We start from the raw sequence: 23,811 nt of genomic DNA, 5'->3' as shown, positions 1-23,811 counted from the left end.
GATGGTATGAAGCTATTATTAAATGATGCCAGCGATTGGTTGTTAGGTTCTAAATCCAGGAGTGCTATTACAGAGAAGGAAGTTAAGAAAGGGTATAACAATCCCCATCCTTCATTACCTGATCAACTCGCTATAGTCGATTTTTGTGATAAACAAAATCTGTTTTTGTTAAATGATGGAATCAGTATCGGCTCAGGATTCGAATTAGCCAGCATACCTGCAGAAGCCGCATCTCCTGCTCATCTGGAGTCCGTATTTAATAAAATTCGTGACACTTTTGCAGCAGTAGTTCCCTTACATAAAGACGATCCTTGGGTAATGCAAATGTATGTGAATGATGAGTACAGCTTAAAACCTGTTTTGAATCACATAACAAATAATCTTGACCCCAAAATCGCTCAAATGTCCTTTACTCAGGATTATCTGGCCAGACTCGATGATCTATTCACCAAGATGGTAAGACCAGAGGGATTATTTTTAGATCCAAAAACTGATATGCCTTATCGAGGCCGAAGAAGACGCGTTCGTGTTTTATTTTATCGCTTATACAAACAAGTTCAAACAACACGAGATCAGGCATTGCTGGAACATCAGGAAGTGATGGCGCAGATTGAAAGCAAGTTAAAATCACCAGGCCTACAACTGAAAAGACTAACAGGTAAGGACTATTATCAATGGTGGGTACGTTGGTTTAATCCTGAACCTGCAATGACTAATGGCAATATTGATGAATTACTCAGTCACTTTCCCTACCCTAAAGAAAAACAACCCACTGGATACAATCTAAGTCAGGCTATATTTTTTACCCCACCTGAAAGTAATGAAAAAGGGTTTGTATTTGATGGTTATCAACATCGAATATTATATGTAGATGGCTTAAGAGAAGCGCCTGAAACAGGTTTGTTATCTCGTGAAAAACCTCAAGCAAATCCCAAACATCGTTATGCATTATTAGACAGATTACCAGAGGGAGCAATCTACACAATTCAGGTCACTTTTAGCAATGATGAAGCTCTTGATGCTCATTTAATGCGACTTGAAAAAGGCATCATTGGTACCAGTTTAAAACCCCAACAGGTCAGAGACGATATTAGAACTGCCCGAGATGAATTATCAATGGGCAACAGACTATTTTGGGTTAATCAGGCAATATTCTATCGTGCAAAAACTGAAGAACAGGCAATCCAAATTGAAAAAGACCTAAAGGACTTGTTCATTGATGCCAAAATGCCTTTAATACCTTCCAGTTATGATCTACACCCAATCAACAGTTACCTTAATGCATTACCTTTTAATTTTGTACCAACTTTTGCGCGACAATATTTACGATTTGACCGTTTAATCTATGCCTCTGAATTAGCAGCTTTACTTCCCGTCTATGGTCGCAATCAAGGTGCACGACATCTGCCTTGTCTTACTTTCTTTAATCGTCTGGGCGAGCCGGTCTTGTTTGATCCATTGCATACTGACTTTATTAGCCAAAATTCCCATATGGCGCTTTTTGCTAATTCAGGCGGAGGAAAATCTGTAGCAGCAGGATGGATAATTAATACATTAATGGCTACTAAAAACGCGCGTATTGTATTGTTTGAAATGGGTAACTCTTTTGACCGTTTTCTCACCCATTGTCGATCAAAGGGAAAAGTAGTCAAACAATTATTATTAAGTAATCAAAAAAGCAAAGCTGTTCCTTTAAACCCATTTTGTGAAGCCTACAAAGCGCTTGATGAAATCAGTAGTAATTTAAGTGATGAAAAGGCCAAACACTTGGCTGAAAAAATAATGCAGATGAAAGAAGGATTACATGAGGCTGCAAATTCTGCTGAGCAGGCTTGTAACGAAGAATCACGTAACTATTTGGCTGAGTTGTCACTTGCTTTGCGTACCATGATTACTGAGGCTAATGATTTAGAAGAAAAAAGCTTCACTCTAGCTGATGAAACCATACTAATTGAAGTCTTAAGTGATGCCATATTAACTTCCTTCAATGCCAATATTCCGCAGATGCTAACTGAACATGTATTAGCTGCCTTTGCCAGAAGAATGGAAAAAGAGACAGTTCCTCGCAAAAAAGATCGTATTTTAGATATGCATGACCGATTAAAAAGTTATGTAATTAATAGCAATAAATCACGCTTTTTTAATGTACCAACAGAACCTTTGGGTGATTTTGATATTTTCCATGTCGATGTGTCAGCTATTAAAGATGATAAAGGGAAATTGGCTCTGGTTATGGTATCGCTCTTACCACGAATTCTTGCTATGGCTGAAGAAAACCAAAATAACAATCGCCCAACGTTTCTCTTTTTTGACGAAGCCCATATCCAGTTTCAAATTCCATCTGTGGTCACATGCGCACTGCTTGTAGCTAAAGTTGCTCGTAAACTTGGTTTGTGGCTTGTTCCCAGTACCCAAAATGTTGCAGACATGAATTCTGAAATGGCCACCAAGATTTTATCACTGATTGAAACATGGATTTTATTAGGCATTGATGAAAAGGAACTGGTTGATGTCCAAAAATTCAAACAATTAACTCCTGAGCAAATAGCGCTTATTCGTGACATTGATTCGCAAAAAGGACTTTACGCTGAGGCAGTCTTACTCGGTTCCCGTTATCAAGGACTATTTCGTGTCATTCCAACGCGCTACATCCTGGCGTTACTACTCAATGAAAAAGCAGAAAAAGCTGAACGTCATGCACTAGAAGAACAATACGATGTTCTTAAAGCAGCTGAGATAGTGGCTAGCAGATTGGAGAATAAAGTACGCAATCAAAATGATGGGGGTTATTTTTATGAAGATTAGCCATTCTGCATTACTGGTATTGTTCATTGGTTCTACAGTTCTGCATGCTCAGGAAAGCCTCAAACCACCTAATCCTATTAGCAGTTTTGGTATTGCTACCAAAGTCATTAGTAAAATCTTTACCTATAGCCATTATAAAGTCATAGGCAATTGCACTTGGGCTGTTGGAAAGCTGCCACCAAAATTGGTTCCTGTGCCTTCGGTGGAACAGTTTCTTCCTGATTTAATTATCACCGTTGCCAATAGACCTGAAACCAATCCATGGATAGAAGCTAAAGCTTTGTTTGAAAATCCTGCCAGTCAGGCGTTGTATAAACAAACTTATACGTTGGCGACAGGTTCAGATTTGGGTTTTGGTGATGATGCAGGACAGATTAACTCAATGCACCTTAATGATGAGCGAACCAGAATCGTAGATGTGATAGGCAGTCCTGCTGGATTGTATCGTTTTCCTTACCTTTCGCACCGTCCCGAAACACGATTCGGATTTCCCTATTACATTAGTGAAGCTGATGCTGTATCTGATAGAACTGAAATAGCTGAAATTGCTTATATGGCTACTCATCCTCAATTACTGTTTAACCACGATATTGGCAGTCAGGCTGATATCTGGGGACATGAAATTCCACGATTAATGAGAGTAACTCAACCTTCACGATTTCGTGCATCAATTGTTGCTGCAATGCATGCTGCTGATATCGTTACCAATAAAAACAGTCTGCATGTCACTCAAAGTACCAGTAATTCTTGTGGTCCAAATTGTGTTGTTTCCAACGTGATTTTTGACCCAAAACGTAAGCAGGTAATTTGGCAGGAAGTCTATCCTAAGAATCGTAATATAAACCCAACTGACTCAAGTGATATGGGCATAGAAGATGATAAAGCAGGAAATGGAAATTACGTCTTTGTGGTTTGGCGTAAATATCGTGGCTGTATTCATCATGAAGGAAAGTACATCCGCGCTCTATCATTCCCTAAAGTAGGCCAATCTCAAAAAAGATAGGAAGATATTATGAATAAAATAACAATTGCACTAATTTGTTTCCTCCCAACAATCTTATTTGCCGATTCATTTATGCCCAATGAGTCAGACTACTATTATAAATTGGGTGGTTCATCTAACTTGTACATACCTCCAGTTAATAACGATCAAACCATTACTATAGGAGGAAATGTTGATGCTCGTCTGGGTTTTACCTGTAGTGGCTTTAATCCCGTCGTATCTATCACCAATACTTTTCAGGATATGAAATCTTCAGCAATGAATATACCTGGTGGAATTATTGATAATTTGAAAGGCTCAGTAGCTGGTTACCCGATGTATAAGCTACAGCAATCCATGCCAGCTCTTTATAACGTTTTGCAAAATACTGCTTCTGGTGCATTAAATGAATTTGCCGTCAAAGTGAAAGATTGCCAGGACGTTAAACAGACTCTGGAAGAAGGTCAATCGCCTATGGAAAGTATGTTATCAGTTTCAGACAGTCAAGGTTGGCTAGATGCTGCTAGACGTGCAAAAACAGAAAATGTAGATGTTACTGCAACCGCCAAAAACATCGCAAAGAAAAGAGATGAATATGGCTTACCTTGGATTGGACATGAAGCAGGTAATGCAGGTGGTAAGTATCAAAGACCAATTAAAGTCATTAATGATGTGGTGATAGCTGGTTACAACATTCTACTAAACCGAAAACCTTTAAATAACGATAAAAAAGCCGATGTAATCACACCAATGACTCAGAACTGGAAAACTCCAAAGGAGGCTGCTGACTGGGCAGTAAAAATTTTAGGAGATATTCATGTCAGCGCCAGTGAAGATAAAAACGATAAAACCAAACATGATGCCAAAGCAGGTATAGGATTATCTGCTTTATTACAAAGCTGCGACAGTAGCAACACATGCACCTCTAATGTAGCCAAAGCACTGTGGAAATTGGTTGATAAACAATGGCCTTTGACTGAAGAAAAACTTAAGTTAGTCAGTGCATCTAATTTGATGATTACTGATGAAATTATCATCACCATTCAGCGTTTACCTCGTGAAGAACAAATACTCACGGTATCTAAACTAGCGGAGCAAATTGCTGTGCAAAACATGCTGGATAAGGCATTGATGATGCGCAAAATTCTTCAAGCTGGATTACAAGTACAAGAAGTACAAAACCTGAAACCTGCCTTGGATATGGTGCGGTTTGCATTAAAAAAGCTGGATGACGATATTCATTCACTGGCATTTGAAAGTGAAGTACGCAAAAAAATGATGACAGAAACTCTAACTATGTTAATGGACATGCGCTCCAATGAAATAGCCAAAGGTTTACCAGGTGATGATCATGAGCAATCAAGTGTGAAAAATGGAGCTGTGTATGTGAAACCCCAAACCAACTTCAAAGGAGATTGATATGGTAGTTTTTAGTCCATTATCCCTCTACACCACTTATTTAGGTTGGCAGCAATATGAGGTGTTGTTCAATGCCCTGTGGCAAACAGGGCTACTTTATCTTGGCTTTCTTATGGTGGGCTATCGGTTTTTGAAAAATGTCCTGGCTCCAGCGGGATCTACCCATCATGCAGCCGAACATGCCTTAAATAATTTTCTTTATGAATTGGCAATGACATTCTTAATTTGCGGGATATTCGTTTATCCCTGTGTCCCTTTGGAAGAAAAAGCTCTAAATTTTAAACCCATGTGTGGAATTAAAAAGGGTTCTGATGCCAAGACTTCTACATTAAAAGATACCGGAACTACTTACGATGAAGCCTTCGCAGATGTTTTGACCCCCAGTGTCAAAATGCCTATAGGATTTGCCATTTTGCAAAACTATATGTCTGGGATCACTTATGGCTTAATGAAAGTAACAGGGTGTACCGATAGCTTACAAGCCATCGAAGGCGATTTAATTTCCACGTATCTACCAACAGAAGTTCGGGAACAAGCCCTAAAATTTCATAGGCAATGTTTTTTGGAAGCCAGAAATAGTTATCACAATGAACCATATGACAAGGCCAAGGTAAAAGAAATCCTGAAAAAATATGGTGGTGAAGAAGATCTGAAATGGATAGGTTCAAAAGTCTATCAAACTCTGTATTACGGAAAAATTCATGCCCGACAACCTGTACCAGGATTTAGTTTTAAAGAGGCTCCGAATAGCAATTTGGAAAAGGCTGCTCAACGAGGTGATATTGATTCAAAACACTTGCCAGAGGAAGGTTATCCAACATGTAATCAATGGTGGGGTAAACTAAAAACAGATTTGGTGAAAGTCGCTAATGAAGCCAGTGTTTTTGATAGCCATTTGAATTATTTCGCTGTGTTAGACAGAGTTCGGACTTTTAAAACTAACCATCCCAAAGCGTGGGGATCGCAATTAAGTTCAGAAGATTACATCGCCAAAATGCTGCTTAATGATAGCCGTGATATGCAAGCCAACAGTGTTAAAAATCTTATGGATAATACTAATGGTGCATTCGGTGGTGCCATATCGCATGGACTGGTTAACATGGGGCAATGGACAAAATCATGGACTTCTACTCCATTAAAACGAGAAGCAATAATGCAAACACTCCCCGTGATGCAAGCCTTCCTTTATTTTTTTCTTATTATTATCACTCCTGTAGTTCTTGCCTTAAGTGGATATAACCCTAAAGCCTTAGGCAGCATATGCGGACTTTTTATCATGGCGATTTTTATGCAATACCTCTGGCATCTTGTGGGTTTCGTTGAACGGAGTGTTCTTGATCCCCTAGGCCAAAACGATGCGGTATCTGCCATGAGAAATGCGGCTGTACTGTTTTATTTTATCGCACCTATGTTGCTCTTAAGAGTATCTAGCCATTTTGGTGGAGAGGCAGGTGCAGCATTAACAGGGTTAGTAGCAGCATCAGGTGAGCAAAGTGATAAGGTGGCTCGTTCGGGAGCACAAGTTATGGAGCAAGGAGCAAGAATCGCCCGTATGGGAAAATAATGAAGAAAACAGACTTAACCATTTCCAGGAAAAACGGATTTAGCATACTCCTTATCACTAATTAATCCCTCATCATGAAGATGTTGGGCAGTAAGTGCTGAGTAACGTTTCCTGGTGGGTTTGTCTGAGGCAAAAGCAATAATAAATTGCAAAGCAAAAAGAGCAAACTTCCCAAGGATTTTAAATGCCATAAAGGCTATGGACTTATAACTTTTCCTAATCATAAGGAGATTTCCAATGTTAAAAAAATACATCCGTTCAACTATTATAGTCATGATTCAAGTAATCCTGCCAGTGTTGCTGCTTTTAATGATTGCTCCTCAACTGTTACAATTTAGTCATGAGTTCAATCAAGCCAGTAACTTTTTTATAACCCATAAAATTGGCTTCCTCATTATTCATATAATCTTTTACCTGGCACTGTTTGGATTATGGCGAAGAATCATTTACTTCTATGTTAAGCGAAGCAATATCGAAATTACTGCTGAGCAAGTTCAAACAGCTTTGAAGGCTAAATGGTACTTGTTAGTAGCAATGGCTTTTTTTGAGTTAATGGTTTGGTGGAAATAATTATGACTAATTATCCTGTTGAAAATCTGTTACGTGAGCCAACCGAGATCTATACCAGTATTACTTGCACCGCCCTTGCCTTACTTGCTGTTACAAAACCGCATTTATTTTTATTAACCCAAGGCATGGGATACTACGCAGGATTGAGTCTAGGTTGTTTAAGTTTAGTCAGAGGATGGCAAGCCTTTAAAATCAAACGCTATCATCGTCGATTAATTACTATGCCGTATTATGCATTATCAACTATTCAAGTACCCTTATCTCAAAAATGGCTATTTGTTGGCAAAGGGTTTCGTTGGTTCCCCCATCACACCCAGCGCTTGCATCAGATTAAACAAATAAAGAATGAATCATTTATGCAAAGAGGAATATGCTACAGAGCAGTAAGAGAATTTTGCCAAAACCAAGAAAAAACATTATTAGCGAAACTGTTATACAGTTCATCCAAACTAAATCCTTTTAAACCAGATCCACCAGTAGGTGGAAGTCCTTTTCTGCATGGATTAGGTGAAAAGGATAGCCCAGTTTACATACCTCAAGATGTGCGTGTTGGACATACCTTTGTTGTCGGTACAACGCGGGTAGGGAAAACAAGATTAGCCAGTATCCTTATCAATCAGGACATCCGAAATGGTGATGCAGTGATTGTAGTAGATCCCAAAGGTGATTTAGATCTAGTACGTGACATGTACGCAGCCTGCGAAGCATCAGGACGTCTAGAGGATTTTCGTATAGTGCATTTAGGATTTCCCGAGTTATCAGCCCATTACAATCCCTTAAAAAATTATGATCAGGTAAGCGAAGTTCCAACACGAATAACTGATGCAATTGCTGCAGAAGGAGAAGGCAAACAATTCGCAGCCTTCGCATGGAAATACGTTAACATAGTCGCAATTTGCTTAGAGGAAATGCAACAACCCATCACCTATAAATCAATAGCATTCTACATCAGCCGACTAGATCAACTACTCATGGCCTATTCAGACACCATCATGCCAAACCACTATCCTGATTATAATGATCAGATAGAGGCTATCCTAACCAACTATGAAGAACGCCAAAGCCGTAAAAATAAAAATACAGCTCCTATGGATAGATCCAAAGCAGTTGCTGAGTACTTAAAAAATTATATAAATAAAACTATCGCTGCAGGAAATGTAGAAAGCCTCCATGATCAAGTTCTAATAGATCTGTATGATGCTGCGATCATGGATAAACATTATTATGACAAAATTACCGCAAGCGTGGGGCCCGTTTTATCTGAGATCAATAAAAGTAACGCTTCTGCTATTTTCTCATTTAACAAAAGTCCTAATGAAATTGAATTAATGACTGCAATTAAAGAAAAAAAAGTCATTTACATAGGCCTAGATAGTCTGACTAATCCGAATATAGCCCAAGCAGTGGGTAAAGCATTCTTATCCGATTTAGTCTCTACTGCAGGAAAGATCTATAAAGAAAGTAATGCCAATTATCGTTTAAATCTGCATTGTGATGAACTTTCAGAAATCATCCAGGATTCTTTTGTAAAAATTCTCAATAAAGCAGGTGGTGCAGGATTCCAGGTAACAGCCTATGCTCAAACCATACAAGATATGGAAGTCTCTCTTGGCTCAAAAGCTAAAGCTGCAGTAACAGAGGGTAATTTTAATACTTTGATTATGCTCAGAGTCAAAAATGAGGAAACCGCTAATTTATTGGTTAAAGCCCTACCTCAAGTTGGTGTTGTTGATCATACTCAAGTATCTATGGTCAATGATACTCCAAATGGAGAGGAAGGGATTTATTTTAATACTACTAATGAAGATCGTGTACAAACTACCTCAGTACCCATGGTTGATGTAAATGACCTTATTTCTTTACCTAAGGGACAGGCTTTTGTTTTGGTGAATGGAGGCGAACTTTATAAAGTTCGAATTCCTTTGCCTTCGAATAATAAAAGCTTAATTAAAAACTTCACCAACATTACTAATTTAGTCAATGGCGTTAGGTTTTAAATTCGGTGGCTAAATCACATTACCAATTCAAGAGATTTACTTGTGCCAAAACCTGTAAAAAAGATTGATGAACACTATGTCGTTAAAACTAATATTCCTTCAAATCTCGATTTTGCATTGTTTTTGAATGGCCAAACTCTAAGTTTCACTATACCATAGGACTAGCTCTGAACAGATAATGTTCATAAAATTCGTCAATTACTCTTTCTAATTCTTTTAATCAGGCCAATGCCAGGAGGGTGTTTCTAAAATCGATTGACCAAATATTTTTGTTTGCCCCAATTTTTTTTCAAGCTCAATAACATTGCATGACCAATCTTTTCTTAGAATATCAATAAGGGGTAACGCATGAGAGACAACCCAAATTTGTGTTTTTTCAGATGCATGTAAAATCAGTTTCGCTAAAGCGGGTATTAAGTCAGGATGCAAACTTGTCTCAGGTTCATTTAAAATCATGAGCTTTGGTGGTCGTGGAGTTAATAAGGCAGCAGCTAATAATAAATAGCGTAAAGTTCCATCTGAGAATTCTGTGCAAGTTAATGGCCGCAATAAACCTTGTTGAGAAAGTCCTACTGAAAGATAGCCACCATCATGAGAGGTTAGTACTAATTTTGTCCCTGGAAACGCATCGCTTATTGTTTGATCAAGTGCCTCATGATCACCTATTTCTCTAATCGTCTGTAGTGCTGCAGCTAAATCATCACCTTCATTGCTTAAAATAGGTGTTTGTGTACCAATTTGAGTTTTCCGTGCAGGTGCCTCTCTGTCAGTGCGGAAATGATCATAAAACCTCCAATGACGAATAGTCTCTCGTATGTAGCTAATTTCTGGTGTTTCTTTAATATTACCAATTTGAGAAAAAAGGCTATCAAAAATATTTAATTGATTATCTACTACTTGCCAAGCTCGAGAAGGGCGCACCTTTACTATGGGGCCAACTCTATCAACAATTAGACTTGATGGTCTAAAGCATGGACCAGCCCAAATACACTCTCGTTTTATTTCTGGATCTAAGGAAAAAGCAGATCTGGATGGTTTAGGTAAACCCAGCGAAATAGAGTAGCTTAACTCAGGTGTTGAAAAACCAAGCTGCATTCGTACTACTTTTTTGCGAGTACTACCTACAATTTCCGCATCACCTTGTAACATGCTTTTAGACAATGTTTCAGGTCCTGCCCAATACGTCGAGTTTAATCCCCCTTCCTGCGCTAATGCTTTAATAACTCCACCGCTTACGGTTTGTGAAAGGAGGTGGAGAGCTCGGTAAATATTAGATTTACCACTCCCATTAGGACCTGTAATTACATTAAGTCGACCTAATGGTATTTTCAAATCTAAGATGGAGCGATAATTGTTTATCGATAATGTGGAGATCATTTCAGATACTTAATTAATGAGTTAAAGAATTTTCTTCAAATAAAAACGTTTATGTCCCTCTGGACAATTATCAATAACGCCAAATACTTCATAACCAAACTTCAAATAAAAATCTTTAGCCTGCCAATCAAATGTATCGGTCTGAGCAATTAAGCTACCCCGTTTTTTGGCTTCTTGCTCTACTTGTTCTAATAAAAGTGTTCCTAAACCTTTTCTTCTGTACTGCTCTGCAACATAAAACTCACTGAGATAAAGCATTTGCCAGCAAGAAAAAGAATTGATTCCAGCAATAACAGCTCCTTCTTTATCTTTAATATGAAAATTAAGAGGGAGATAATTCATTTTAGAATTATAGTTAACTTGCGTTTTATTGAAATCGCCCAGTGTATTATCAATGTATTCTATAACTTCATTGGAGCTTTTAATTATTTCCCATTGCATATTGATACCCCCATTACCCTGTTAAAATAACTTTTTAGACATGCAATTTATTAAGTCGATCCCAAGATTGATGAAAAATGCATAAGAGCTTCTCAGTATCAAACATAACCTTTTTACTATTGGCTGTTTGCATTGAGTGTTTTCGCATAAACGCTATAGAATAAAATAACTTATAAAAATCAAGCCTATCTTGTGCTGATTTATCAAGATTTAAAGCTGCTGTCCAGTAATCAGTATATATAGTATCAAGACCTTCAAGCTCAAGACATGTACTTGTAAGTGCAATCACTAATAACGGGTCACCAAAACAAATTTCATCGACGTCTACAATACCTGCGATCTTACTATCATGTATCAATACGTTGCGCTCGCTGGCATCCCATAAAAAAGGAGTTGGTCGAATAATGTTAAAGTTCTCTTTCATTTGTTGAGCCACATTAAGAACTTGAGTAACCATAACTGGATTAAAAACAGCATTTTTGGTTATATGCTCTTTGTATAGCTCCAATCTTTTTGTCAAAAATTCATACCATGTTTTTTCTGTTGGAATTACGTCATAACTGTCCAAAATACCATAACCTGGCCCGTCAGGAAGGCCGGCACATAAAGACTGGATGCGAACCATTTCATTAGCTAATTTGTTTTTTTCTACATTTGTTAGTTTTTGATAAACATTAATCAAATCATCACCAGGCAAACGCATCATCAGTAATGCAGGAAAAGGGGAATACTTCCCCTCTAAATCTGAATTAATAAATTCAGCTAGAGGGACTCCAAGAGGGATTAGCATTTTCTGCCATGCAATAGCAGACTGAAATTTATATTTGTGACTGATATCAGTCAAACGGAGTACATATTCTGCCGCCGTAGTCTTTACCGCATATACAAAATTTTGATCACCCGTTGCTAGTCTTGTCGCAGATAGCACCTGTTCTCCTGTCATTGAATGTACAACAGAAGATGTAATTTGTTCATTGGGTATTGGAGTATCAGTATCCATTAGAATAAGTGCAACTTAATTGAAATTGATTTTCTATACCTTAAGTATACCTTGATCTGCATTTAATAAAACCTCTTTACCGAGAGGTAGCACGCAGCGTCTAGGTATATGTCCGTAAGGAAAATCTTTAATACATGGAACATTTATTCGCGATGACCATTCATCAATTACGTCTTCCACAGTACCATCTCGTTCAGGAAAATAATTTGCTTTACAACGTGCGAATTGCCCAAAAACAACACCAGATACTTGTTTGAAAATTCCTGCCAAATCAAGTTGCGATAATCTGCAATCTACTTGAAAGGGTTCAGCTCCAACATCTTCGAGTAGTAAAATAGAATCGTTTACAGCTGATTGGTAGGGAGTTCCCAATAGGGCAACCCAGCTTTCTAAATTGCCACCAATTAATGTCCCTTTTGCAATACCTGGGTACACTGATTGACCCTCAGCAATATGAAAAGACTCTCCTTGAAGACACGCAAACAAGGTTCTTTCAATTAAGGGGTCTAGCAAGCCATCGTCTAAGTCACCAAATACAAAACCAGTGCAAGAAATAATACCTGCTTTTTTTAATAAACCTGATTGCAGGGCTGTGGTATCACTAAAACCCGTTAAGATTTTGGGATTGTCACGAATCACATCATAATCAAGGAAAGGGAGGATTCGTTGCGAACCATATCCGCCACCTGTAGCCATGATAGCTTTTACCTCTTGATCAAGAAAGCAATCCATAATGTCCTGAGCTCTGTTTTCGTCGGATCCTGCCATAAAGCGCTGAGCATCATGTACATGCTTACCCACTTTTATTTTAAATCCTTTTTGCTGCAAATAGGAAATACCAGATTCAAGTCGGCCTGGCATCATAGGGCTTGAAGGAGTAACCAGACCAATGGTATCGCCTATTTTAATTGGAGTAATCATGGTTTTTACCTTTTATTTATTCTTTCATCGCTAAAATGACTTGATTTCCAGGTTGATCGATTTTATCTCCAATTATTTTAAAACCAACAGATTTAACAATTTGGCTATTAATGGAAGCCGGGTTACCGCTATGGTAAAATCGTTCGCCAAACATTTCAGATTCAATAGTATGCTCATCGATTATGGTCAAGTCGGTTCCCTCAGGCTCTATACTAGTATCTGCAAAGGTGATTAATAATATGCCTTTAGGTTTTAATAAAGAATGAAGCTTTTTTAAAACTTCTGGATGTTGATTTGCATGGATATGAAATATAGTAAACCAGCAAATAATAGCATCAAAGGTAACAGTTGTTGAGAATGAAAAGATGTCCGCAACAAAAAGGTTCTCTTTCGGAATAATGTTTTTTGCATGCTCAACTTGTTTTTCTGAAATATCAATTCCATACACATCATAACCTTTAGAAAGTAGGTATGCCGCAATAGGTTTACCAGAACCACATCCAACATCTAAAATAGAGGCACCTTTTTCCAGATATGAGATAGCTTCATCAATAGATTCTTGTTCTATATACCATTCTCGTTTTTCATTCCAAACATCGGCTATGCTGTCATAACCCTTTTTTATTTTAGGGCCAAATTCGTTGGTCATTTAAAGAAATCCTCATATAATTCACTATTTATTGTATTGCAGTGAGAGAGACATACATGGAATTATAAGCTGTTTTTTTCCTAAATCTAACAGATAGGCTAGCGTTAAGACATATTATTCTAATCGATTAAAACAATTGAGATCTTAATTTGAGGCAACCCAATGATTAAATTCGCCAACATTATTTTTCTTTTAATGCTCTCTTATGCAGCTTACTCCTCTCAGAATCCCTTTCCTGTATTCGATTCCCGGATTAATGTGGGGAACCATAAGTTACATGTAGTGTGCCAGGGTAAAGGTAGTCCTACTGTTATTCTTGAAGCCGGCAGCGGAACAGATTTATCAACTTGGTCAAAAGTACAACCAGAAATAGCCAAATTTACCCGTGTTTGCAGTTATAGTAGAGCAGGACTAGGAAAAAGCAGCATTCCTAAAAATAAAATACAGTTCGATGCGCTTAAAACAGCAAAAGATTTACACGTTTTATTAAACAACCCCTTGATTAAAAGACATAACCCCCCACCCTACATTTTAGTTGGCCATTCTTATGGAGGATTGTACGTACGCAATTACTTGGAGGAATATCCAGACGAAGTTGCTGGCATGGTTTTAGTTGAAGCAACTTCTGGTAGTATGAACATGAAGGATTATGGCTTTTCTGATGAGCTGGTTAACGCCCTCATTGTCCTTAATGAAAAAAAAGATGCTTACTTAAAAAATCATTCAGAAGTTAGTGGGGATAAGCTGAAAGCCACCAAACAAAACCCTGAATTAATCGCCAAAATTAAAAGCCAATCAATACCTAATGATTTTTCACATAAAATCGATATTTTTCGCAAGATAGAAAGTAAAGATATGGATGATTTGGATAAAATAAATAAAAAAAATCCCCATATGTTAGGAAATAAGCCTCTAGTTGTTATTATTGCTGAGCAAAATGAGATGATTCATTTTGTTACTCGTTATCGAGAATTAAAACATTTTGTTAATGCGGTAATTAGTAAACATCAGCGTGGCGCATTTAATGCCATGCTTAATCTTGATCTCAAGAAACCTATAGCATTAGCAAAAGCTGAAAAAATTAAAATGCTTGCGTTATCCACAAATAGCATTCTTAAAATAGTTAAAAAAAGCGGGCATAATATTCACATTGATCAACCAGAAATTTTTATTAAAAGCGTAAAACAGGTTGTTTTCAATATAAGAGGTATTAATTATGAGCAATAAAACGGTCAATCTTGGGTTACCAATTGAATACCAACAATTACCCCAGTTTTTTGATGCGCATAACATTAATGATAATACCGAAAATAAAAATGCGCTGATCGAAAAGCTTTTAAAAGAGCGAGGAGCTAAAACAATTCTGGACATGACTTGTGGTACTGGTTCGCAAGTGCTCTATTTGGCTCAACATGGATATAAAATTACAGGCAGTGACCTAAGTCCCGCTTTAATTGATTCAGCACGGAATAAAGCCAAGAAAATGAATCTGAAGGCTCCGTTCATTGTAGGAGATATGCGCACTATTAATGTAGGAAAATTCGATGCAGTTATAACAATATTTAGTGCTATAGGACATATTAACAAATCAGATTTTGAAATAACTCTTCAAAATATACGCCATAACTTAAATGATGGCGGCATATATATCTTTGATATATTTAACTTACAAGCTCTTACGGACGAGATCATTAAAGATTTTGTTATGGATATCAATAGCGTTGTTGATGGTGTTACATTTCGCAATCAGCAACATTCAGAAATAGACAGAGAACGTGGCCTGCTTATTTCTCATGATAAATATACGATTACAAAAGAAGGTAGCAAACCGGAATACCATACAAACACTTTTAGTCTACAAATATACACAGCACAAGAATTGCAGAATTTACTCGAAAAAAATGGATTTGAGGTGCTTAACCAGTATGATATGGATGGCCATCAATTTATACCTGATAAAAGTCTTAATATTTTAACCCTAGCCAAAATGAAATAAAAAATGAAACCTTTGATATTTCCTTACCAACTTATTGAATTAACCCATACTCTAGATGAAAACAGTCCCGCCTGGGAGGAAACCTGTGGTTTTTCGTCATCAATAGTATTGGATTACGCTGACTCTACCAGCGAAACCCCATTTCGAGTGCAAAGCCTCAGTATGCCCGCAGGGATGGGAACACATATGGATGCCCCCGCGCATTGCTGTCCTGATGGCCTATCTATAGACCAAATTCCGCTGGATCAATTGGTCTCTCCTTGTGTGGTTATTGATGTATCCACAAAAGCGCATGCACTATACAATGTGACACCCCAAGATATTGCTGATTTTGAAAAAACGCATGGTCTTATTCAACCTGATTCATTCGTTATCATGAAAACAGGCTGGTCACGTTTCTGGGGTAACCCCCTCCAATATCGTAACAACCATAATTTTCCCTCTGTCTCGGCAGAAACAGCTACCTTGCTGGTGTCACGGGGCATTGTGGGTTTAGGCATAGATACCTTATCACCTGACAGGCCAGATGATGATTATCCTGTGCATCGCATCTTGTTAAATTCAGGACGATACATCGTGGAAAACATTGCAAATAGTGAACAATTACCCTCTATAGGTAGTTTTGTCATGGCCTTCCCACTGAAAATCAAACAAGCAACCGAAGCGCCCATGCGTTTAATTGGATTATTGCCATGAGTTCTCCTAATGAACAACTAGAAAAAAATCCTGATGCGCAACAAATCAAGGAATGTCTTGATTTAGTCACTAAAATTTTAGGTGACAATATTTTGGGCGTTTATCTTTATGGTTCAGCCCTTGTTGGTGGTTTACAAAAATACAGTGACATTGACTTATTCGTTGTAATTAATCATGCCACAACCTTGAGTGAAAAGAATGAATTGACGAAACACCTGCTTCACATATCAGGCCTTTACATGAAAAGCGCAAAACGGCCTATAGAAATGACGGTTGTTGAAAAAGGAGCAGTTAACCCCTGGCATTATCCCCCTCGTTTTGATTTTCAATATGGAGAATGGCTAAGAGCTTCTTTTGAAATGGGTGAGATTGAATCCCCTAATCTTGAAATGCCTGATCTTGCCTTGATTATCACTCAGGTTTTATTGAAAAGTCAGACCTTGTTTGGGGAGCAGCCAGAAAAAATTTTAGCGCCAGTTCCCTACGCTGATTTTATTAAAGCGATGCTTCAAGACCTGGATAGACTTGCAGCCGATATCAAAGATGATACTCGCAATGTGCTACTCACCCTAGCAAGGATTTGGTGTACTTTAGAAACCAATACAATTTGCTCCAAACCAGATGCAGCGGATTGGGTAATAGAACGGTTGCCAAAAACTTACCAAGCCGTGATGAATAGAGCTAAATCTATCTGCATCGGCGATGAAAATGAATATTGGGAAGATATCAAAGCATCGTTAGTACCTTGTGCAGATTGGATACTACAGAAAATTAACGCAATCAAATTATTCATAAATCCAAACAAAATAGCCTACAAGGTGAGCGAATGAAAGAACTTACTTTTTTTAAGGGTTATCAACAAGATGAGCAAAAGCGCGCCGCGTTTAATCATCTTGCAGTTAAAACCTTTGATTTATCGTTTGAAGAATGGTACCAATCCGGCTATTGGCGAGATAAATACATCCCCTATACCTTGTTCGATGGGGAGCAAGCCGTTGCCAATGTTTCAGTAAATATTATGGGTTTTAGCATCTTTGGCCATCAACAAAGAGCGATCCAGATTGGCACCGTGATGACAGAGGAAGCCTACAGAAATCAAGGCTTAAGTAGAAGGCTCATGGAAAAGGTCTTTGAAGATTGGAAAGCAGAGAGCCATCTGATTTATCTTTTTGCTAATTCAAGCGTATGGGGTTTCTATCCTAAACTCGGATTTAAGTCAGTTAAAGAGTATCAATACCAGCGAACAATAACATCCACAACGCAAGCTAACTCCGTGAAATTGGATATGGATAAAAATGAAAACAGGGATAAACTCTATGATTACGCCCAAAACACCTGTCCATTTGGCAAGATCTCCATGCAAGAAAACGCCGATCTGGTGATGTTTTATTGCATAACAGTGTATAAAGACAATGTGTTCTATCTGCCTGAATTGGATGCCATCGCCATTGTCGAAATAAAAGATCGAAAGCTGAACTTATTGGACGTGTTTAGCAAAAAAGAGCAAAATTTAGGCGATGTTATCCGTGCCTTGAGTGATGAAAACATAGATACTGTGCAACTTGGTTTTGTTCCAAAAGACTGTTCATCCTATGAAAGAGTACCTGTCGATGAAAAGGCAAAGGATGAAATGCTTTTTGTTGAGACAGAAAAGACCGCTTTATTCGATGAAAACCAGTTGATGTTTCCACTGTTATCACACGCATAGAGCATGGGCTTTTGAATTGGAAGAATAGAATGAAGAAAACCATTTTTGACGACATTGAGCATTTAGAGAAGGAAGCTGTTCTTTTTGGCCTACAATGGGAAACCAAAGCTCAAATTATGACGCAAATTCGCAGCGAGTGTCTGGAAATTGAAGAACATCTGGAGGAAAAAGACAAAAGAGAATCCTTGCAGGATGAAATAGGCGATTTACTGCATGCAGTATTTTCTTTATGCACTTATTGTAACTTTGATACCGAGCTTACCCTGCGCAAAAGCCTGGATAAATTTGAACATCGTTTAAATGCAATGAAGACCATTGCTAAAGAGCAGGGCTTGGAAAATCTACAAGGCAAATCTTTTGATGAGTTAATGCGCTACTGGGATTTGGCAAAACAAAGAACCTTGAATCCAGAAATTGCAGGTGTTTGTGGCACCAAAAAGGCGCTCCACCTATGGGAAAAAGTAAGGCAGAAAGAGTTAATTTTAAATAATGTCTGGTGTAGTCAATGCAGTGGCGTATGCAGAATGATATCACCTGTTGCCATAGAAAATGGTAGGACAATTACGCTTGAAGGCGAATGTGCAACGTGTGGTGCCAAGGTTGCAAGATATCTGGAAGAAGCATGAAAAATAATGATGCTGCGACCCAATGGGCAGTGGATTATCTGGAATCTCATGATTGCAAACTGGTTGCTATTCAAAAAATAGTTGAACCAGCCCATTCGATTGTGAAAAAAATAAGTACTTCTCAAGGTGTTTTCTATCTGAAACAAACGCCACCCGCGCTATTTCTTGAACCCGACACAATTTCCTTGCTTCAAGATCAAGGATGTCAACATATCCCAACCGTCATTGCAAAAAATGACCGCTATCATTGCTTTTTGACAGCCGCTTGTGGCGATGTCTCTTTACGCGTTCAGTTTTCAAAGGACAGTATTGATATGGATTTATTGGCGCGTGGCATTAGCCATTATGTGTCTATTCAGAGAACCTTAGAAAATGATACACCTAAGCTGATTGCCTTCGGCCTCCACGATTGGCGGCTTGATAAATTTCCTTTGTTGTACCGCGAGCTTATACAAGAAACAGATCTCTTGATTGCTGATGGCTTATCTCAAAAAGAAATCACTACGCTTAATCAGGCTTATGATCTCTGTGTAGAACAATGTGAACGGCTGTCACAGTACAAGATCCCTGAAACCATCAATCATTGCGATTTCCATGATAACAATATTCTACTTGACTCAAAAACAGGAGAGCTAAGCATTATTGACTGGGGAGAAACAGTGATTGGCCATCCATTTTTCTCACTAAATACTTGCTTATGGAACCTGACTTATTTCCACAACATAAAGCCAGATGACTTTCGGTATCAAACATTAGAACGGTTCTGTGTTTCCTCCTGGTTAGATAGCCATGAAGAAAGCGATTTAATAACGGCTTTCACGATCACGAACGATCTTTTGGGTGTTTTCGCAGCCTTGAGTTACAAACGCATGTATGAGGCAACTTCAAACCAGTCAAAGACCGTCCAAGAAGAACATCCTGGCTCGATAGCCGGCTGTTTAAGAAGCTTCTTGCACAGGTAACCGTTTGCTAGCCTGAATCTCGTCTCTTCTGCGTCACTGCAAAATATGTGCAGTGACGCAGAACAAAACCCTTGATTTTACCCAGTAAAATCAACACATCCAGTAATTTTATCCTATCGGACCAAATCCGATAGGATAAAATTACTCTTCAAAACCCCTTGCCCAGCAAGCACCATTTTGATAGTTTTAAATCAAGCATAACTGATGAGCCTGGGCAGTTCAGGCGAAACCTTATTAAGGTCTTATGCTAAGCCATCCTGTTCCCTAACCTAGTGGCTGGACGTTTGAGTCGGGAAACCCTTCATGGATATCTGCCATTCGGCAGCGTAGATTTCTTTAGAAATTTACTGTCATCACAACACCTTGTTATGACGCAGTCTAAGCGCAGAGTACTTTTTTGCGTATTCATTTACCTAAATAAAAAAGGAGAACAACACTAAAAAACCGCAGTAAATCGGCAATATCGTTTGCCTTATAACGATTGATTTGCCCCCCCCGTTGGAGCCTTGTGGCGTAAGCCTGGTATCGCTTTTGAGTGAGCCGCTCGATCAACACTAAACCAAAGTCAGGGCAAGTATTTTTAGAGAACAATATCATGCGAAAAGAGTCTTTGAGGCGATCTGCCAATCGCTACTTAAAATCGGATACACGAGGCAGCTTCAAGGATAAACAAAATCGAGCTTTCGTCATTCACAAAATGATTGATGATTTATTCACGAATGGTGAGATCCCCAGTTCTTGGTCTGTTTTAAAAATTCAGCATATCCAGAACCTGATTCAGCTTTGGCAAGACAATAAAGTTAAGCCTGCTACTATTATGGATTATATGACCACGATACGAAGTTTCTTAAACAACATCGATTGTCCATTACAAGGAATCGATAATAAATCCTTGGGATTGGGTCGAATTTATTCTTCCAAAAGAAAAAAAATAGTTCCAACAGATATTTGGACCAATATAAATGAGCCGGTCGCGCAAATTATTATGGCCTTTCAAATCCAATTCGGTTTGACCTTCAATGAAGCCATTAATCTAAGACCAGACATACACATCAAAGAACACAAACTTTTGCTCACCCGTGAAGTTACCTTTAATTCAGAAGATAGAAAAATCCCCATTCGTCACGAGAGCCAACTCGTGATTATTCAGGCATTGATACAATACAGCAAAGGCCGCCAAAGTTTGGTAGATATGCATCCCTACAATACCATTCGCACCCTTTGGGATATGGCACTAAGTGCTTATAAATTACCAACCAATAAAACCTATCGATACCTCTATGCTCAACAATTAAAAAAAGAACTGCAGCCTATTCTTGGTAATTACCAAACGAATTGGCTCATCCGTGATGAAATGGGGATTAAATCCCCTAATACACTATGGCTCTACTTAAATGAGTAAATCAAAATTAAAAAGCGCCCAGTTCTCCATTAATGAATGTGTTAAAAGTATCAAGGTATACTCCTTTGCCAGTAAAGCCGATATGCGCCATATGTTAAATCGCTGCATTAAAGACTTACATGAATTAGGATACCAGGTAGGACACATTAATGGCCTCAAACCCAAGCATATTCATATCTTGGTCGAGCATTGGAAAACCCAGGACAAAAATCCTGCAACAATAAAAAACTACATGGCAAAATTACGCAAACTAAGCATTTTACTGGATAAGCCTCATCTGGTTAAATCCGATAATGACGCTTATCAAATCCCAAAGCGTAGCTATATCCCTACTCATAGCAAAGCCATACATCAGATAGATTTTTCAAAATGTACTGATCCGATGATTCAATTATCCCTCGAGGCCCAATCGCTTTTTGGATTACGTCGGGAAGAATCAATGAAATTGGTTATCAGCGAGGCCTGGCAAGGTGATTGTCTTAAAATAAAACCTAGCTGGACAAAGGGAGGTATTGGGCGAATCGTTGAAATCACCAATGAGGAACAACGTAAGTGGATTGCTAAAGTCATGCAGTTAGTGTTACCAGGTCACTCGTTGATTCCCAAAGACCGAACCTACAAACAGCACCTTAGTCATTATCAAGTTCAAACACAAAATATGGGCCTTAGCAAATGCCATGGCCTGCGCCATGCCTATGCTCAGAGGCTATACGTGGAATTGACCAAAAACTTTGATGCTACTGGGAAGGGTTTAATTTGTCCAATTAATGGTGGTACTTCTTCAAGAAATCTGAAAGGGGTTGAGCGTGAGTGGGATAGAAGCGCAAGAGAGATAATTAGCCGCCAATTGGGTCATTCTCGTTTGGCTATTACTAATACTTATCTTGGGTGCTAAAATATTAATGAAAGCCGGACAAGATATTGCTAGCTGGAATAAGGATAATATGATGACTGAAATCTTAGTAGCTTTGATTTCCTCAGGATTTTTAATTTTTTTATACAATGAATGCAAAAAACATACTTATAAAAATTTTAAGCATGACCGGAAAATTTACAGTAAGATAAATTCAATAATTAATGATGAGCATATTCTTTCAGTAATCAAAGGAACTCAAATAGGGTATTTACCAAAAGATACTTATTGGAAAGTAGATAGTTTGGTTGAGTTCATCCAGCTTCCCAAAAATAAATTCCTTAATAAAAAACTAAATGTCTTGTTATCAGATTTAACTGTCGATCTACATAAAATTGCTGAACATTATTCAATGTGTGGAAGATGCGAGCTTATTGGTGACCAATATAAATTAGTCGCATATAAGAACGGGGACCCAGAAGAGTTTGAGTTGTTACATAAAAGTAAGGAGTACTCCAGTGAGCTATTTAAGTCATATAAGATTTTTCGCAATAAAATTAAGAGAAAATTCAAGCTATGAATTTTAGTGCTAGGTTGAGTTAAAAATTATATTAAATTTACTTTGGTTAAAAGTAAATTTAAATATCAATTAATATCAAACAGGTTCATTTGATAACAGGCTCTGAAAAGGTATTGATTTTCCAAGAATGCTAAATTAAATTGAAGCTACACAACTGATGATCCAGCGCAACTCTGGTGAAACCTACGGGTCTTGTGATAACACCATCTTCTTCCCTAATTTAATGGTGGGACGTCTAGTCGGGAAACTTTTGAATCTTGTTTATCTCAAGTTCAATTTCATGGATATGATTCATGGCTTTATGCCCAGGAATGCTTAGAGCATAACTTCTTTAACAATCAGGCAAATCAACCACTGTGTCGGTGATATTTGCTTTTGCAAACCCAATGGGGATTTTTATCCCGATTTGGGTAGGTAATCCCTTTAAACCAGGAGAAATACCATGCAAAAACTCGATACTGTATCTTTGAAAATTGAACATCTGCTTGTTGAGCTGGCTTGGTGCATCAATGATCTGCAAGGTTTTCGCCAGCAGTTATCTATAGATGATGCTAAGCAGGCTGATCTTAGTTTAAGTAAGTTGGAGTCACTGATTTCGTTTGTTAGAAATCATAAGAATCCAATTAGACTTGCAGCTGTTTAATTTATAACCCGATGCGGGAGCATGCTCCCGCTGGGGCTCGCTCTCTTTATAACTTTAAGGAGAAAAATCTCATGGATAAACCTCAAATTTATGTAGCCTGTTTGGCATCTTATAACAACGGGATCTTACATGGTGAATGGATAGACGCCAGTCAAAGTGAAAATGATATTATGGCAGATATCCAAGCTATGCTAGAAAATAGTCCTATTGAAGATGCGGAAGAGTTTGCGATACATGATTATGAAGGCTTTGGTAGTCTTAGTTTTAGTGAGTATGAATCCATAGCAACAATCGTACCTTATAGCGAGTTTATTGTTGAACACGGAGAGCTGGGACAAGCGCTTCTGGGTGAGTATGTACTTGAAGATGCAGAAACTATGATAAGTGATTGTTATCATGGCTTCTATGATTCAGAAGTTGATTTTGCCTGGCATATTTTTGAAGAATGCTATAGCAATGCGATACCGGATAATTTGATGTGTTATTTTGATTGTGAGGCTTTTGCTCGTGATCTGTTTATCAATGATTATTGTTCGGTTGAGGTAAATGGAGTGATTCATGTGTTTTCAAGGTACTGAGCCCCTACTTGGGGCTTTTTTATTGCTATTGATATATTAGAT

General features: G+C 38.1%; 24 protein-coding genes. 18 read left to right on the top strand and 6 right to left on the bottom strand.

From position 1 onward, the window contains the following. The first annotated feature begins 6 nt into the window (after nt 1-6). From Lwal_RS14505 to Lwal_RS14490, 4 genes are read left to right on the top strand one after another with little or no spacing between them, the layout of a single operon-like run. The gene (locus tag Lwal_RS14505) at nt 7-2,805 is read left to right on the top strand and encodes a conjugative transfer ATPase (protein WP_058481518.1); all 2,799 of its coding nucleotides are present in this window, start codon (nt 7-9) and stop codon (nt 2,803-2,805) included. Further along, entirely contained in the window at nt 2,795-3,808 is a 1,014-nt protein-coding gene (locus tag Lwal_RS14500; protein WP_058481517.1) for a TIGR03756 family integrating conjugative element protein, read from the top strand. The genes Lwal_RS14505 and Lwal_RS14500 overlap by 11 nt, the downstream gene beginning before the upstream one ends. 9 nt (nt 3,809-3,817) lie before the next feature. Beyond that, nucleotides 3,818-5,206, top strand: coding sequence for an integrating conjugative element protein (locus Lwal_RS14495; protein WP_058481516.1), 1,389 nt, complete (start codon nt 3,818-3,820; stop codon nt 5,204-5,206). A gap of 1 nt (nt 5,207) precedes the next feature. Then, complete coding sequence (locus Lwal_RS14490) at nt 5,208-6,770, top strand: conjugal transfer protein TraG N-terminal domain-containing protein (RefSeq protein WP_058481515.1); 1,563 nt, start codon at nt 5,208-5,210, stop codon at nt 6,768-6,770. A gap of 14 nt (nt 6,771-6,784) precedes the next feature. Here the strand turns inward: Lwal_RS14490 and Lwal_RS14485 are convergent, their stop codons facing one another. Next, nucleotides 6,785-6,994, bottom strand: coding sequence for a hypothetical protein (locus tag Lwal_RS14485; protein ID WP_058481928.1), 210 nt, complete (start codon nt 6,992-6,994; stop codon nt 6,785-6,787). Nucleotides 6,995-7,007: 13 nt separating this feature from the next. On the opposite strand from Lwal_RS14485, the gene Lwal_RS14480 reads away from it, so the two are divergent. Together Lwal_RS14480 and traD are read left to right on the top strand one after the other, a co-directional pair. Continuing rightward, nucleotides 7,008-7,340, top strand: coding sequence for a hypothetical protein (locus Lwal_RS14480; protein WP_058481514.1), 333 nt, complete (start codon nt 7,008-7,010; stop codon nt 7,338-7,340). A gap of 2 nt (nt 7,341-7,342) precedes the next feature. Continuing rightward, nucleotides 7,343-9,337, top strand: a complete 1,995-nt coding sequence (gene traD / locus Lwal_RS14475) for a type IV conjugative transfer system coupling protein TraD (protein WP_058481513.1) — start codon at nt 7,343-7,345, stop codon at nt 9,335-9,337. 216 nt (nt 9,338-9,553) lie between these two features. On the opposite strand, the gene Lwal_RS14470 is transcribed toward traD, so the two are convergent. From Lwal_RS14470 to Lwal_RS14450, 5 genes are read right to left on the bottom strand one after another with little or no spacing between them, the layout of a single operon-like run. Next, nucleotides 9,554-10,714 (bottom strand): AAA family ATPase, encoded by a 1,161-nt coding sequence (locus tag Lwal_RS14470; RefSeq protein WP_058481512.1) that lies wholly within the window; start codon nt 10,712-10,714, stop codon nt 9,554-9,556. Nucleotides 10,715-10,735: 21 nt separating this feature from the next. Continuing rightward, nucleotides 10,736-11,155 (bottom strand): GNAT family N-acetyltransferase, encoded by a 420-nt coding sequence (locus Lwal_RS14465; RefSeq protein WP_058481511.1) that lies wholly within the window; start codon nt 11,153-11,155, stop codon nt 10,736-10,738. A gap of 34 nt (nt 11,156-11,189) precedes the next feature. Further along, nucleotides 11,190-12,155 (bottom strand): phosphotransferase family protein, encoded by a 966-nt coding sequence (locus Lwal_RS14460; protein WP_058481510.1) that lies wholly within the window; start codon nt 12,153-12,155, stop codon nt 11,190-11,192. A gap of 33 nt (nt 12,156-12,188) precedes the next feature. Further along, on the bottom strand, nt 12,189-13,076 hold the full coding sequence (locus tag Lwal_RS14455) for a S66 peptidase family protein (protein ID WP_058481509.1): 888 nt from the start codon (nt 13,074-13,076) through the stop codon (nt 12,189-12,191). Between the two features lie 16 nt (nt 13,077-13,092). Beyond that, nucleotides 13,093-13,725 carry a class I SAM-dependent methyltransferase gene (locus tag Lwal_RS14450; RefSeq protein ID WP_058481508.1) on the bottom strand — a complete coding sequence of 211 codons (633 nt, stop codon included), beginning with the start codon at nt 13,723-13,725 and terminating at the stop codon, nt 13,093-13,095. 162 nt (nt 13,726-13,887) lie between these two features. Between Lwal_RS14450 and Lwal_RS14445 the strand changes: the two genes are divergently transcribed. The 12 genes from Lwal_RS14445 (at nt 13,888) to Lwal_RS14385 (ending at nt 23,769) form a co-directional block, all read left to right on the top strand. Further along, nucleotides 13,888-14,952: an alpha/beta fold hydrolase gene (locus tag Lwal_RS14445; RefSeq protein ID WP_058481507.1), complete on the top strand. Its 1,065-nt coding sequence runs from the start codon at nt 13,888-13,890 to the stop codon at nt 14,950-14,952. Beyond that, the gene (locus Lwal_RS14440) at nt 14,942-15,721 is read left to right on the top strand and encodes a class I SAM-dependent methyltransferase (protein WP_058481506.1); all 780 of its coding nucleotides are present in this window, start codon (nt 14,942-14,944) and stop codon (nt 15,719-15,721) included. The genes Lwal_RS14445 and Lwal_RS14440 overlap by 11 nt, the downstream gene beginning before the upstream one ends. Before the next feature lie 12 nt (nt 15,722-15,733). Then, the gene (locus tag Lwal_RS14435; protein WP_058481927.1) at nt 15,734-16,417 is read left to right on the top strand and encodes a cyclase family protein; all 684 of its coding nucleotides are present in this window, start codon (nt 15,734-15,736) and stop codon (nt 16,415-16,417) included. Continuing rightward, nucleotides 16,414-17,247, top strand: coding sequence for an aminoglycoside adenylyltransferase family protein (locus Lwal_RS14430; protein ID WP_058481505.1), 834 nt, complete (start codon nt 16,414-16,416; stop codon nt 17,245-17,247). The genes Lwal_RS14435 and Lwal_RS14430 overlap by 4 nt, the downstream gene beginning before the upstream one ends. Beyond that, the gene (locus Lwal_RS14425) at nt 17,244-18,125 is read left to right on the top strand and encodes a GNAT family N-acetyltransferase (RefSeq protein ID WP_058481504.1); all 882 of its coding nucleotides are present in this window, start codon (nt 17,244-17,246) and stop codon (nt 18,123-18,125) included. Before Lwal_RS14430 ends, Lwal_RS14425 begins: the two co-directional genes overlap by 4 nt. A 29-nt stretch (nt 18,126-18,154) precedes the next feature. Then, the gene (locus Lwal_RS14420) at nt 18,155-18,751 is read left to right on the top strand and encodes a MazG nucleotide pyrophosphohydrolase domain-containing protein (protein WP_058481503.1); all 597 of its coding nucleotides are present in this window, start codon (nt 18,155-18,157) and stop codon (nt 18,749-18,751) included. Continuing rightward, nucleotides 18,748-19,713 (top strand): aminoglycoside phosphotransferase family protein, encoded by a 966-nt coding sequence (locus Lwal_RS14415; RefSeq protein WP_058481502.1) that lies wholly within the window; start codon nt 18,748-18,750, stop codon nt 19,711-19,713. Before Lwal_RS14420 ends, Lwal_RS14415 begins: the two co-directional genes overlap by 4 nt. Before the next feature lie 595 nt (nt 19,714-20,308). Next, the gene (locus Lwal_RS14405; protein WP_058481500.1) at nt 20,309-21,115 is read left to right on the top strand and encodes a phage integrase N-terminal domain-containing protein; all 807 of its coding nucleotides are present in this window, start codon (nt 20,309-20,311) and stop codon (nt 21,113-21,115) included. Beyond that, the gene (locus tag Lwal_RS14400; protein ID WP_058481499.1) at nt 21,108-22,010 is read left to right on the top strand and encodes a phage integrase N-terminal domain-containing protein; all 903 of its coding nucleotides are present in this window, start codon (nt 21,108-21,110) and stop codon (nt 22,008-22,010) included. Before Lwal_RS14405 ends, Lwal_RS14400 begins: the two co-directional genes overlap by 8 nt. Nucleotides 22,011-22,017: 7 nt before the next feature. After that, on the top strand, nt 22,018-22,548 hold the full coding sequence (locus tag Lwal_RS14395) for a hypothetical protein (RefSeq protein ID WP_058481498.1): 531 nt from the start codon (nt 22,018-22,020) through the stop codon (nt 22,546-22,548). 442 nt (nt 22,549-22,990) lie between these two features. Further along, nucleotides 22,991-23,191 carry a hypothetical protein gene (locus Lwal_RS14390; RefSeq protein ID WP_045096221.1) on the top strand — a complete coding sequence of 67 codons (201 nt, stop codon included), beginning with the start codon at nt 22,991-22,993 and terminating at the stop codon, nt 23,189-23,191. A gap of 71 nt (nt 23,192-23,262) precedes the next feature. Then, nucleotides 23,263-23,769 carry an antirestriction protein ArdA gene (locus Lwal_RS14385; RefSeq protein ID WP_058481497.1) on the top strand — a complete coding sequence of 169 codons (507 nt, stop codon included), beginning with the start codon at nt 23,263-23,265 and terminating at the stop codon, nt 23,767-23,769. The last annotated feature ends 42 nt before the right edge of the window (nt 23,770-23,811 follow it).

Origin of the sequence: Legionella waltersii (assembly GCF_001468085.1) — a bacterium.
Lineage (GTDB): Bacteria > Pseudomonadota > Gammaproteobacteria > Legionellales > Legionellaceae > Legionella > Legionella waltersii.
The sequence above is the reverse complement of the archived record's forward strand: the minus strand, read 5'-3'. Positions and strand labels throughout refer to the sequence as shown.

Excerpts from the sequence above, each read along its gene's own strand:
- Lwal_RS14505 (WP_058481518.1), top strand. The coding sequence starts at position 7 with ATGAAGCTATTATTAAATGATGCCAGCGATTGGTTGTTAGGTTCTAAA.
- Lwal_RS14500 (WP_058481517.1), top strand. The coding sequence starts at position 2,795 with ATGAAGATTAGCCATTCTGCATTACTGGTATTGTTCATTGGTTCTACA.
- Lwal_RS14495 (WP_058481516.1), top strand. The coding sequence starts at position 3,818 with ATGAATAAAATAACAATTGCACTAATTTGTTTCCTCCCAACAATCTTA.
- Lwal_RS14490 (WP_058481515.1), top strand. The coding sequence starts at position 5,208 with ATGGTAGTTTTTAGTCCATTATCCCTCTACACCACTTATTTAGGTTGG.
- Lwal_RS14485 (WP_058481928.1), bottom strand. The coding sequence starts at position 6,994 with ATGATTAGGAAAAGTTATAAGTCCATAGCCTTTATGGCATTTAAAATC.
- Lwal_RS14480 (WP_058481514.1), top strand. The coding sequence starts at position 7,008 with ATGTTAAAAAAATACATCCGTTCAACTATTATAGTCATGATTCAAGTA.
- traD (WP_058481513.1), top strand. The coding sequence starts at position 7,343 with ATGACTAATTATCCTGTTGAAAATCTGTTACGTGAGCCAACCGAGATC.
- Lwal_RS14470 (WP_058481512.1), bottom strand. The coding sequence starts at position 10,714 with ATGATCTCCACATTATCGATAAACAATTATCGCTCCATCTTAGATTTG.
- Lwal_RS14465 (WP_058481511.1), bottom strand. The coding sequence starts at position 11,155 with ATGCAATGGGAAATAATTAAAAGCTCCAATGAAGTTATAGAATACATT.
- Lwal_RS14460 (WP_058481510.1), bottom strand. The coding sequence starts at position 12,155 with ATGGATACTGATACTCCAATACCCAATGAACAAATTACATCTTCTGTT.
- Lwal_RS14455 (WP_058481509.1), bottom strand. The coding sequence starts at position 13,076 with ATGATTACTCCAATTAAAATAGGCGATACCATTGGTCTGGTTACTCCT.
- Lwal_RS14450 (WP_058481508.1), bottom strand. The coding sequence starts at position 13,725 with ATGACCAACGAATTTGGCCCTAAAATAAAAAAGGGTTATGACAGCATA.
- Lwal_RS14445 (WP_058481507.1), top strand. The coding sequence starts at position 13,888 with ATGATTAAATTCGCCAACATTATTTTTCTTTTAATGCTCTCTTATGCA.
- Lwal_RS14440 (WP_058481506.1), top strand. The coding sequence starts at position 14,942 with ATGAGCAATAAAACGGTCAATCTTGGGTTACCAATTGAATACCAACAA.
- Lwal_RS14430 (WP_058481505.1), top strand. The coding sequence starts at position 16,414 with ATGAGTTCTCCTAATGAACAACTAGAAAAAAATCCTGATGCGCAACAA.
- Lwal_RS14425 (WP_058481504.1), top strand. The coding sequence starts at position 17,244 with ATGAAAGAACTTACTTTTTTTAAGGGTTATCAACAAGATGAGCAAAAG.
- Lwal_RS14420 (WP_058481503.1), top strand. The coding sequence starts at position 18,155 with ATGAAGAAAACCATTTTTGACGACATTGAGCATTTAGAGAAGGAAGCT.
- Lwal_RS14415 (WP_058481502.1), top strand. The coding sequence starts at position 18,748 with ATGAAAAATAATGATGCTGCGACCCAATGGGCAGTGGATTATCTGGAA.
- Lwal_RS14405 (WP_058481500.1), top strand. The coding sequence starts at position 20,309 with ATGCGAAAAGAGTCTTTGAGGCGATCTGCCAATCGCTACTTAAAATCG.
- Lwal_RS14400 (WP_058481499.1), top strand. The coding sequence starts at position 21,108 with ATGAGTAAATCAAAATTAAAAAGCGCCCAGTTCTCCATTAATGAATGT.
- Lwal_RS14395 (WP_058481498.1), top strand. The coding sequence starts at position 22,018 with ATGAAAGCCGGACAAGATATTGCTAGCTGGAATAAGGATAATATGATG.
- Lwal_RS14390 (WP_045096221.1), top strand. The coding sequence starts at position 22,991 with ATGCAAAAACTCGATACTGTATCTTTGAAAATTGAACATCTGCTTGTT.
- Lwal_RS14385 (WP_058481497.1), top strand. The coding sequence starts at position 23,263 with ATGGATAAACCTCAAATTTATGTAGCCTGTTTGGCATCTTATAACAAC.